At 50.6% G+C, this 11,059-nt stretch carries 8 protein-coding genes; 2 read left to right on the forward strand and 6 right to left on the reverse strand.

The features are described 5' to 3' along the window. Positions 1-217: 217 nt before the first annotated feature. A complete protein-coding gene (locus tag NG795_RS27955; protein WP_367291871.1) occupies positions 218-418 on the reverse strand; it encodes a type II toxin-antitoxin system HicB family antitoxin in 201 nt (66 codons plus the stop codon). Positions 419-813: 395 nt separating this feature from the next. Here NG795_RS27955 and NG795_RS27960 point away from each other — a divergent pair, with 395 nt between their 5' ends. Both NG795_RS27960 and NG795_RS27965 read left to right on the forward strand, forming a co-directional pair. Further along, the gene (locus NG795_RS27960; protein WP_367291872.1) at positions 814-1,170 is read left to right on the forward strand and encodes a CU044_2847 family protein; all 357 of its coding nucleotides are present in this window, start codon (positions 814-816) and stop codon (positions 1,168-1,170) included. A 21-nt stretch (positions 1,171-1,191) separates the two neighbouring features. Continuing rightward, a complete protein-coding gene (locus NG795_RS27965; protein WP_367291873.1) occupies positions 1,192-4,926 on the forward strand; it encodes a HEAT repeat domain-containing protein in 3,735 nt (1,244 codons plus the stop codon). 246 nt (positions 4,927-5,172) lie between these two features. Here NG795_RS27965 and rsgA read toward each other — a convergent pair whose 3' ends face one another. From rsgA to grpE, 5 genes are all read right to left on the reverse strand, one after another. After that, positions 5,173-6,402 carry a small ribosomal subunit biogenesis GTPase RsgA gene (gene rsgA, locus NG795_RS27970; protein ID WP_367291874.1) on the reverse strand — a complete coding sequence of 410 codons (1,230 nt, stop codon included), beginning with the start codon at positions 6,400-6,402 and terminating at the stop codon, positions 5,173-5,175. Beyond that, the gene (locus tag NG795_RS27975; protein WP_436836097.1) at positions 6,399-6,593 is read right to left on the reverse strand and encodes a sulfurtransferase TusA family protein; all 195 of its coding nucleotides are present in this window, start codon (positions 6,591-6,593) and stop codon (positions 6,399-6,401) included. The genes rsgA and NG795_RS27975 overlap by 4 nt, the downstream gene beginning before the upstream one ends. A 62-nt stretch (positions 6,594-6,655) precedes the next feature. Then, a complete protein-coding gene (gene dnaJ, locus NG795_RS27980; RefSeq protein ID WP_367291876.1) occupies positions 6,656-7,786 on the reverse strand; it encodes a molecular chaperone DnaJ in 1,131 nt (376 codons plus the stop codon). A 382-nt stretch (positions 7,787-8,168) separates the two neighbouring features. Then, on the reverse strand, positions 8,169-10,028 hold the full coding sequence (gene dnaK, locus NG795_RS27985) for a molecular chaperone DnaK (protein ID WP_367291877.1): 1,860 nt from the start codon (positions 10,026-10,028) through the stop codon (positions 8,169-8,171). 161 nt (positions 10,029-10,189) lie between these two features. Continuing rightward, complete coding sequence (gene grpE / locus NG795_RS27990) at positions 10,190-10,975, reverse strand: nucleotide exchange factor GrpE (protein ID WP_367291878.1); 786 nt, start codon at positions 10,973-10,975, stop codon at positions 10,190-10,192. Positions 10,976-11,059 lie beyond the last annotated feature (84 nt).

Raw genomic sequence — 11,059 nt, forward strand, 5'->3', positions numbered from 1 at the left:
CGACCGTACCTACCGTATTGAGTTCAAAATACATACTTACAAGTATCCGCCTGACTAAGTTTTGTCAGTCAACCAGCGCCAACGCTCATGGCTGCCCTTGCCGCGCTTAGGCAACTAAACAAACCCGTACTGTGCAATTTGAGCTTTCAACTCTCGAATCTTCCTGGGCATGAATATTATTTGGGCATTCAACTCTAGTTTATCATTTTCTCTATTTTCATAAAAATAACTCGATTAACTGTTTTTCTGGGTTGACTTCCTGTTGTTCACTCGCCACTTCCAGCCAACCCTGAACCGCTTCTGCAAGCATTTCTAACAACTCTTCATAAGTCGATGCCCAGGTGTGACAACCGGGAAGGGCGGGGACTGAACCGCACCAAATATCATCTTCTTGCCAAATCATTGCTTTAATTTTCATAGTTTATCTCTAATGGCTATCTAATCAGGATTTTAGCCCATCCGTTAACTCCTCACCCAGCAAACTACTGCTGTAGAAACCCGGTTTCTGCCATAACCTTTGCCTCCTTATCTAAATCTTGCCAAGAAACCCCGCTTCTTGCCTCCTGCCAACGGACTCAGAAACCGGGTTTCTATGACAACCGGGCAATTAGGGCCGGTTGCGGCTTTGACTGGGAGAAGGCTTTACCGAATCGCCCCGAGGGATTTACAATTGTAGTGCCACAAGAACAGCGGAAGCATCGGTGATTCCGATTTCTGGGAGTGGCCGGGACAATTCCGGCAGTGAATCCATAAATGGGCTGTCTCTCCCCGCCATCAAACCTGCAATCCCATCATTCTCTAGGAGGAGTGTCAATGTCTACAAAGATAACGGAAATTCTCGGCCCGGATGGTGAAAAAATCTACATTCAGTATGAGAATGTTTCTAAGAACGGAGTTCAAGCGGTCGGTATTATTGATGATATTGATGATATTAAAGAACGAACGGACAAGTTTATAAAGGCGATGATGAGTACAGTTGGGGGTTATTCGCAGATTGTACTTGATGCGGTTAAACAAGGCATGAGTCACTCGGAACCGAGTAAGGTTACGTTGGAATTTGGGGTGCAGGTGGGCGGGGAAACGGGAATCCCCTTTGTAACGACGGGATCGGCCCAAGCTAATGTCAAAGTTACCGTTGAGTGGGCACTCAACGGGAGCAAAACACCGTAAACCTGAGTGGGAGGGATGGAGATGAACGGGTGTGGAATTGATGAAATTCGCTCATCGATGGTGAAAATCTTCGATGAGGAAAAACAGAGTCTTAAGGGGTCCGGATTTATGATTCGGGCTGATGGCTATTTCATCACCTGTCACCATGTTATCTATCGTTTAAACACTCTAGAAGTCGAATATCAGGACAAGAGATATCCGGCGCAGTGGTGTGGGGAATTGTCGAATCCGGAGGTCGATATTGCCATTCTCAAAATCGAGGTGGAAAATGCCCAAGCGGTAAGGGTCATTAATCCGGCTAATTTATCAACTGGGGTGATGGTTTATGGATTTCCCAGAGATCCACAGCGAAACTTTCCAGACGGGTTTGATGTTTCCGCCTCGGATATCCGGCAGAGTGCGCCGTTGAATATAGTATCTACCTATCCCAAGCACCAGCCGGATGGTAACAATCCTTGGAATGTTCTCCCTCAAGCAAAATCGAGTTTTTTATCCTATCGACTGAATGCCAAAGTAGAGGCGGGAACCAGTGGTGGGCCGGTTTTTTCTCCGGAATTGGGCGGCGTGGTGGGGGTGATTCAGGGCAGTGATGAAAACGATGAAAGCGATGATAGTTATGTGATTCGCTGGGATAATCTGACGGCCCAATTAGCGGCCCTGGGATTAGAACCGCGTCAGAATGCTATTTGTCGGTTTCTGGAGGCGATCGAAACTCAATTCCAGGAGCTGCGGATGTTTCACACCCAGGAAAAGATTGTTTTAAAAGACCAATATATCCCGATTGAGGTCACCCTGGAACGACGCGATCTCCACCAGGTGGAAACGACTTGGGGATATGCGGAATCTGAGGAGGAACAGAAACGCGCCTATGGTCTCAAAGGCATGGAGGAAGAATCGCGACGAGTGCAAGTGCCTTGGGAAGAGGCGAAAACGAAACATCAAGAGGCGAAAACGAAACCTCTGAGGATTATAGTTTTAGCCGATCCGGGGATGGGAAAATCAACGCTATTAAAAATGGAAGCATTCTCCCAAGCGCGACAGGAACGGCAGAAACTCCGGGAACACCAGTCGATTGATCGGGTGGTGTTTCCCCTATTTTTGTGCTTGTCGAAATTGCAGGACATTGATGCAGAAATAATTGAGGCGATTCCCCAGTTAATTCAGCAAGACTATCCCAAAAAACGCTGGCAAGAGATTGAAACCTTTTTGCGGAAAAAATTGGAGTTGGGTCAGTGTTTGTTGCTGTTAGATGCCTTGGATGAAGTGCCAATAAAGGCTCGCAATTGCTTAGGGGAGAAGTTAGGCCGCCTTGCTCGGAACTATCCCGGCCCCCTAATTGTCACTTCCCGGATTGTCGGATATGACGGGCGGTTTGTGCCGGATGCCAAAGAGGTGGAAATCGTCCCGTTTAATCAAAGGCAATTGGAACGGTATATTCAAACCTGGTTTGTGAATGCAGCGGGATATATTCAGGATGAAGCAGTTTCCGCCAGCAGTTTGATAGAAGAGTTGAAACGCAAACCGCAAATTCAGGGGTTAGCCCAAAATCCCCTGTTGTTGTCGTTGATTTGCAGTCTCTATCAATCGAAAAAACTAACTTTCCCAACGCGGCGCGTTCAACTGTATGAACAAGCCGTGGAATGTATGCTCAAGGAATGGCGCGGGAACCGAGATCTACAACGCCGGGGAAAGATTCTGGCAAAAATTCGGTGTTTAGAAACCTTAGCCTATGGGTTTAGCTGTCAAGGGCAAGAGATTTTTGATGAGGATGAACTATACGAGGCGATCGAGACATACCTGCAAGGGGAGAACGCTGTCAGAGATTTCCAAAATTATCCGACGGAGGAATTAATGGCGGAACTGTCTGAGGAAGATGGCATTATCCAAAAGTTAACCCGTGACGGCAAAAACTATCTGTTTCTACATCGGACGTTTCAGGAGTATTTCACCGCTGCCTATTTAAAGCGAGTCATGGCACGAGATCTACAGCAGGGAATGGCGTTAGTTAGAGCGCATTTCTGGGAATATGACTGGCACGAAACCTTAACCTTGCTGGCGGGATTGCTCAAAAATCCGGTTCCACTTTTGGAAGCGATCGCCCAGGAAAAGGATGATATTTTTGGGAGTCTGCTGCTGTTAGCAGGGCGATGTTTGGCGGAATGCCAAAACCTTTCTCATCCAGTGAGGGAAGCCATCTGCGATCGGCTTTATCAACTGTGGCATCGTTATCCCAGTCTCAATTTTATCTCCTCAACCGTGGTTACACTGGGCGAAAATAATTTGCAGATGTCCCAGAAGTTGCAAAATGCCTGCATCTCCGACTCCGACTCGGATGTCAGAAGAGGTGCGGCATTGGTACTAGGGAAGATTGGCACCCCAGAAGTCGTACCCGCATTAATCGCCACCCTCCGCGGCTCAGACTCCGATATCAGAGGGTATGCGGCATTCGTACTGGGGGACATTGGCACCCCAGAAGCAGTAACAGGCTTAATCGACGCTCTCTGGGACTCCAACTCTACTAATTATATCAGATGGTCTACAGTAAGGGCGCTGGAGAAGATTGGCTCCCCAGATGTCGTATCCGCATTAATCGACGCCCTCTCCCACTCCGACTCGGATGTCAGAAGCGATGCAGCAAGTGCGCTGGAGAAGATTGGCACCCCAGAAGTAGTAACAGCCTTAATCGATGCCCTCTCCCACTCCGACTCGGATGTCAGAATCTGGGCGGCATTGGTACTGAAGAAGATTGGCACACCAGAAACAGTAACAGCCTTAATCGACGCCCTGCGCGACTCCGACTCGGATGTCAGAATCTGGGCGGCATTGCTACTGGGGAAGATTGGCACACCAGAAGCAGTAACCGCCTTAATCGATCCCCTCTCCCACTCCGACTCGGATGTCAGAATCTGTGCAGCAATCGCCCTGAAGAAGATTGGCACCCCAGAAGCATTAACAGTCTTAATCGACGCCCTGCGCGACTCCAACTCGGATGTCAGAAACGATGTGGGATGGGCGCTAAGGAAGATGGACACCCCAGAAGCAGTACCCGCCTTAATCCCTGGCTCCTCCCACTCCGACTCGGATGTCAGAAGCGATGCGGTAGAGGCGTTGGCGAAGATGGGCACCCCAGAAGCAGTACCCGCCTTAATCGCCGCCCTCTCCGACTCCGACTCGGATGTCAGAAGCGATGCGGTAGAGGCGTTGGCGAAGATGGGTATCCCAGAAGTAGTAACAGCTTTAATCGCCACTCTCTCCCACTCCGACTCGGATGTCAGAAGCGATGCGGTAGAGGCGTTGGCGAAGATGGGCATCCCAGAAGTAGTAACAGCTTTAATCGCCACTCTCTCCCACTCCGACTCGTATGTCAGAAGGTACGCGGTATTGTTACTGGGGGAGATTGGCACACCAGAAGCAGTAACCGCCTTAATCGATGCCCTCTCACACTCCGACTCGGATGTCAGAAGCGATGCGGCATTGTTACTGGGGGAGATTGGCACACCAGAAGCAGTAACCGCCTTAATCGATGCCCTCTCCCACTCCGACTCGGATGTCAGAAGCGATGTGGCAAAAGCGTTGGAGAAGTTTGGTACATTAGACACTTTAAAACAAATTATCGGTTCTCCCACTATCAATTTTTATGAGGTGGAGATATTTGAGTTAGTTAGGATACTTGTCATTCGATATTACCAGAAAAAAGTACCATTTATTCCCTTTTATCCGGAGGTGATCCAGTGTAGAAAATTAAAGGATTGTTAAAATACAATTGCTCGGAGAATGGAGGGAATTTTGCATAATTTAACGGGTGGGTGATGGGGTTTGATTATGAGTAGCATATAGGTTCATATTTTTCAAAAATGAACAGTTTTGAGCCATTTGCTGATGATTTTATCCCGATGACGTGGTGTTATACCAACTCTGGTTGTTTTAAATCCATTTTATCTCTTAGCCTGCGTAGGCAGGCTTTGTCTGTGTAGCCCCAGGCTTTAGCCTGCGGGGTTTTCATCAAAATTCCTGATTTTCTTCTTCCTCAAAATCCTGGTATAATTGTTCTAAATTTTGATGTTCAAACCGTCGAGAAACGCGCCGATATTTTTTTGATTCTAACTTCGGCTCATTTTGCTCGGTTCCTTTGCCTTTGCTTTTGACTTTCAGGCTGGATTCGGGATTGCTTTGTTGGGAGAGGATTTCTTCATAGATAATTGCCTCTTCCAGAAACTCTAAATAATCGTCATACCGTTCCCAGTCTCCACTGACTACACAGTTGGGTTCGTCCCGATGTAGGCAGTCGCTAAACTGACAGGTTCCCTCTTGCAGGCGTTGGCGCGCTTCGGGGAAATATTCGGCTAATTCTCGCGCTGGGAAGTCGAGGTTGGGTTGATTGAATCCGGGGGAGTCGGCGAGGAGTCCTCCGGTGGGTAAGTCAAATAATTCGACATGGCGGGTGGTGTGGCGTCCCCGTCCGAGTTTGCCGGATACATCGCCGACGCGCAGGGTGGCGAAGGGGATAAGTTGATTAATTAAGCTGGATTTGCCGACGCCGGAAGGGCCGGAAATTAAGGTGATTTTATCTTTGAGCCGATCGCGCACGGCATCAATCCCCACTCCGGTTTCTACACTAATAAATAACGGTTGATAGCCCCAACTTTCTAACCGTTCTTGCCACTCCATTCGCTCTTGTTCTGAAACTAAATCCGTTTTATTTAAACACAACAAAACCGATAATCCCGTAGATTCGGCTTTGACTAAAAAGCGGGTGAGTTGATGGGGGTCGAGGGTGGGTTCTTCTATGGCGAAGACGAGGAGGAGTTGGTTGGCGTTGGCGATCGCCGGACGATCCAGTTCCGTTTGCCGGGGGAAGACTTCGGCGACTGCACCTCTGCCACCTTCCCAATCCGGTTCTTCTATCACCACCCGATCGCCCACCATCACCTGAATTCCAATTTTTTTCAAGCGCGATCGCCGGGTACAAAGCAGAGTCGATGCTGTCGTCACCGGCTGATCCAACTGCACCCGATAATAATTCGCTTGGACTGCGACAACTGTCCCCGTAATCGGAGATTCAGACTCGGGAGGAGTCTCTGGGGAGAGCAACTCCAGGCGATCGCCCGGGAGGGACTCATTCCCGCTATCGGGATTCCCTCCCCTGGTCCCGGAATCGCCGTTTTCCGCGAGGCGATCACCCGGAGTTGTTGCACCCCTCAGGGTCTCTGCTTCAGGTTTGCCGTTACTCATGCAGGAGTCGCCGCACGTCGAACTTGCAGGGCAAAAAACCCCCCTCGGTCCTCAATCAGTTCCATGATATGTCCATCCATTCGCAGACTATCAGGAACCTGTTCGATGGGTTCTCCCGGGTCCAGCCACACTTCTAGCACTTCCCCGGGATTCATTTTATCCAAGCGCAGTTTGGTCCGCACGAAATTCATGGGACAAGGAGTGCCGCGCAGATCCAGAGTCGGATAACTGGTTTCAGGTGTAAGTTCTTGGGTCACTTGTTAAACAAATCTCCTAAAAATCCTTTACCCCCTTTCCCCGTGCGATCGCCTTTCAGTTTTGCCAACTGTTCCAGCAAGGGCCGTTCTTCTGCGGTTAACTTCGTCGGAATCTCGATCGCCACGGAAATCAGATGATCCCCACGCACTGCCGGATTTCCTAACTTCGGAACCCCTTTATTATCTAACTTCATCACCGTATTCGGTTGAGTACCCGCAGGAATCGTCAGTTCCGTGGGTCCATCCACCGTATTCACATCCAAACGACATCCCAAAATCGCCTGGAGATAACTAATCTTAATTTCCGAGAGGATATTAATATTGTCGCGCTGAAACTCCGCATCTTCATTCACGAACAAATAAACGTACAAATCCCCGGACGGACCACCCCGGGCCCCGGCATCGCCTTCGGCAGAAACCCGCAAGCGAGTCCCGTTATCCACACCCGGTGGCACGTTAATTTTGAGTTTCTTGGTCTCTTGTTTGACTCCAGCGCCATTACAAGCTTCGCACTTATCCTCAATAGTTTCCCCAGTGCCGTTACAGGTGGGACAAACCGAGACTTGAGTGAAACTGCCAAAGGGGGTGCGGGTAGCACGGCGGACCTGTCCTGCGCCATTGCAGGTGCCACAGGTACGGGGACGGGTTCCAGGTTTGGCCCCAGTTCCCACACAGGAGCTACAGGTTTCCAGATGAGAAATGCGAATTTCTTTTTCGCCGCCAAATATGGCTTCGCGGAAATCCAGTTTCAAATCCAGGCGGAGGTCATCCCCACGCACCGGACCGCTTCTTCTGCGGCCCTGTTGACCGGGAACACCACCCCCAGCAAAGCCATTAAAAAAGCTTTCAAAGATGTCAGCAAAGCCCATATCGCCCATATCACCGAATCCTGGCCCTCCGGCACCGGAACTGACTCCGGCTTCGCCAAATCGGTCATAACGTGCGCGGACTTCGGGTTCGCTCAGGACTTCGTAAGCGTGATTGATTTCTTTAAAGCGCTCTTCAGCGCCCTCTTCTTTATTGACATCTGGGTGATATTTGCGCGCTAACCGGCGGTAGGCACGTTTAATCTCTTCTTTGTCAGCAGTGCGAGCAACACCTAGAATTTCATAGTAATCGCGGGCCATAGAGCGCTTCTGGTAAAAATAAAAAACAAAAGGGACGCAAGCAATGGACTGTCATGGGTGGGGCAGTGCCGAGGGCGACAACCCCAGAAAGGTTCGGTTTGGTGAATCAGGGAGGAGACCTCTCCCCAAACCCCTCCCCTCTGAGGGGAGGGGCTTTGAGACCTAAGAGGGTAGGGAGAATAATCGAATTTTTTCTGGCTGGGATTGCTTTCCGGCTCCCCCGTCCCTCTGAGGGAAGGGGGCTGGGGGGTTAGGTCTCCGATCGCCCACCAGAACCCTGAAAGAGAGGGAATTAGCGATCGCCACCGAAGAGGAGCAGGTTTCTCTTTCTAAGAAAGACCCAACCGCTGATTCCCACCTCAGTCTAGGGACCGATCGGGAATTACTCCGATGTATTGGCCTCTTCTTTTTCCTCTTCTTCCTCCACTGGGTTAGATTGCTGATAAACGGCAATTCCCACAGAGAAGAGAGTTTCTTGGAATGCGGACATTCGCTGTTTAAGCTCTTCAACCTCAACGGTTTTATTTTCGAGCGCTGCTTTTAGCTGTTTCGCTCGGTCCTTGAGTTCTGCCTTGAGCTCATCGCTCAACAGAGCCACGTTATCTTTCAGAGTCGCTTTATAATTATAGAACAGGCTTTCAGCCTGGTTTTTAATTTCTGCGACTTGTTTGCGATAGCGGTCTTCATCGGCATATTTTTCCGCATCTTGACGCATTTTCTCGATTTCTTCGTCGCTCAACCCACCTGTGCTCGTGATTTGAATGCTTTGGACTCGTTCGGTGCCTTTGTCTGTGGCGGCGACATTGAGAATGCCATTGGCATCAATTTCAAAGGAGACTTCGATTTGAGGAACTCCTCGGGGTGCGGGGGGGATTTTATCCAGGATGAAGTTGCCCAGGCTTTTGTTATCTTTGACCATTGCCCGTTCCCCTTGCAGAACATGGATTTCCACTTCTCGTTGGCCATCGGTGGCGGTGGAGAAGGTTTGGGCGCGACTGGTGGGAATGGTCGTGTTGCGATCGATAATTTTGGTGAAAACGCCGCCCAGGGTTTCGATGCCGAGGGAGAGGGGAGTCACGTCCAACAGGAGGACATCTTGGACTTCGCCCCCGAGGACCCCGGCTTGAATTCCGGCCCCGATCGCCACTGCTTCATCAGGATTGACCGTGCGATCGGGTTCTTTGCCGCCAAAATAATCACTGATGGCTTTTTGAACCGCCGGAATCCGCGTCGAACCGCCCACTAAAATAATCCGGTCAATTTCATCGATACTCAGGGTGCTATCTTTAATCGCCTGAACGACGGGTTCTAAGCTGAGTTTGACCAAATTGCTGACGAGTTCTTCAAACTGCTCTCGGGTCAACTCCATTTCCAAGTGCTTGGGTCCGGTTTCGTCGGCGCTGATAAAGGGCAGGTTAATGGCGGCAGTTTCCCGAGAGGAGAGTTCAATTTTGGCTTTTTCTGCGGCTTCGCGAATCCGTTGGACGGCCATTTTATCGACGGAGAGGTCGATCCCCTCATTGATGCGGAATTGTTCGACCATCCATTTAACCAGGGTGGTATCAAAGTCATCCCCGCCGAGGTGGTTGTTGCCGGAGGTGGATTTGACTTCAAAGATGCCGTCTCCGAGTTGGAGAATGGAGACATCTAAGGTCCCGCCTCCGAGGTCAAAAACGAGAATGGTTTGGTCTTGTCCTTGTTTGTCTAAGCCGTAGGAGAGGGCGGCGGCGGTGGGTTCGTTGATAATTCGCAGCACTTCTAATCCGGCGATCGTGCCTGCATCTTTGGTGGCTTGGCGTTGAGCGTCGGTAAAGTAAGCCGGAACCGTAATCACCGCTTGGGTGACTTCTTCGGAGAGATAGGCTTCGGCATCCTCTTTGAGCTTTTGCAGGATCATGGCCGAAATTTCCTGGGGAGTGTAGGTGGTTCCCCGGATTTTGACATCTACGGTGTCGTCTCTACCTTTGGTACAGGTGTAGGGAACTCGGGATCGTTCTTCTTCTGTGTCTTCCCAGCGACGACCGATAAAGCGTTTGATGCTGTAGACGGTGTTTTCGGCATTGGTGACGGCTTGGCGTTTGGCAAGCTGTCCGACAACCCGCGAGCCGTTTTTGGCAATTCCCACAATACTGGGGGTAGTGCGTCCGCCTTCGGTGTTGCTAATCACGTTGGGTTTACCGCCCTCTAAGACAGCAACACAACTATTGGTGGTCCCGAGGTCAATTCCGATGACTTTTCCCATAGCGGTTCGGCGATTAAGGTGTGCGTGGCAATTGGGGGAAGGGTGGGTTCCCGTCGCGACAGGGGAGGGCGACGGAGTGGGGGGAGGATACTGGGGGTTGGTGCGAGAGATTCGGACCGGGGATCAGGCGACTGGGATGCCGCCGATCATTTGAGGTGGGGTTATTCTTGAGGACTGTCGGGAGTTTCTGAGGTTGGAGCTTCTTCGTCATCCTCGGGTGCTGCCGCGACTTTGACCAGTGCGTGTCGCAAGACGCGATCGCCTAGCATATAACCCCGGCGGAATTCATCGGTGACGATGCCTTCGGCATATTCCCGGGTGGGTTCGCGCATGACGGCTTCATGGAAGTTCGGGTCGAACTCTTCTCCCTTGGGATACATGGCGGAGACGCCGATGCGCTTGAGGCTTTCTACCATTTGCTTATAAACGCTCAGGTAGCTTTTATGAAGGTTCATTTCCCCATCGTTTTGGGGTTTGATTTGTTCTTTAGCTCGCTCAAAGTTATCCACGACGGATAACAATTCCCGGATGGTGGCACATTTGGCTTGGGCTTCGAGTTCGAGCTTTTCTTTTTGGGTGCGCTTGCGGAAGTTGTCAAAGTCGGCGGCTAATCGGGCATATTGGCTTTTTAATTCTTCTAACTGAATGGTAAAAGCTTGATTCGCCTGGACTAAGGCTTCCATCGCCATGTACTCTTCCGGACTCGCGTCCGGGGTTTCCGGCGCGGCGGCGGTGGGTTCCGCTGTTTCGGGCGCGGCACTCTCTTCTACTACCGCTTCCCGAGGGGCCTCCTGCACTTTCCCTTGATGACCCCATTCATCGGAGGCGGCTGCCTCGGATGCGTCATCAGCGGAATTGGATGCTCCGCCTGCGTTCTCCGCTGCCCATTCTGTTTGTGTTTTTTCTTGCTGTTTTTGTTCTTCTGTCACTTGAGCCTCCTTGGACATTTGGAAACCGTTAACCTAAGCATGGAGGTCGCCCCCCATGCTCGGCTTCAGAACCGGACGTGAGAGTTTCCGCTCATCCGGCTC

Origin of the sequence: Laspinema palackyanum D2c (assembly GCF_025370875.1) — a bacterium.
Classification (GTDB): Bacteria; Cyanobacteriota; Cyanobacteriia; order Cyanobacteriales; family Laspinemataceae; genus Laspinema; species Laspinema palackyanum.

What these genes read in the sequence shown, in the direction of transcription:
- grpE (WP_367291878.1), bottom strand. Translation starts at nt 10,975, where the DNA reads ATGTCCAAGGAGGCTCAAGTGACAGAAGAACAAAAACAGCAAGAAAAA.
- dnaK (WP_367291877.1), bottom strand. Translation starts at nt 10,028, where the DNA reads ATGGGAAAAGTCATCGGAATTGACCTCGGGACCACCAATAGTTGTGTT.
- NG795_RS27960 (WP_367291872.1), top strand. Translation starts at nt 814, where the DNA reads ATGTCTACAAAGATAACGGAAATTCTCGGCCCGGATGGTGAAAAAATC.
- NG795_RS27965 (WP_367291873.1), top strand. Translation starts at nt 1,192, where the DNA reads ATGAACGGGTGTGGAATTGATGAAATTCGCTCATCGATGGTGAAAATC.
- NG795_RS27955 (WP_367291871.1), bottom strand. Translation starts at nt 418, where the DNA reads ATGAAAATTAAAGCAATGATTTGGCAAGAAGATGATATTTGGTGCGGT.
- rsgA (WP_367291874.1), bottom strand. Translation starts at nt 6,402, where the DNA reads ATGAGTAACGGCAAACCTGAAGCAGAGACCCTGAGGGGTGCAACAACT.
- dnaJ (WP_367291876.1), bottom strand. Translation starts at nt 7,786, where the DNA reads ATGGCCCGCGATTACTATGAAATTCTAGGTGTTGCTCGCACTGCTGAC.
- NG795_RS27975 (WP_436836097.1), bottom strand. Translation starts at nt 6,593, where the DNA reads ATGAATTTCGTGCGGACCAAACTGCGCTTGGATAAAATGAATCCCGGG.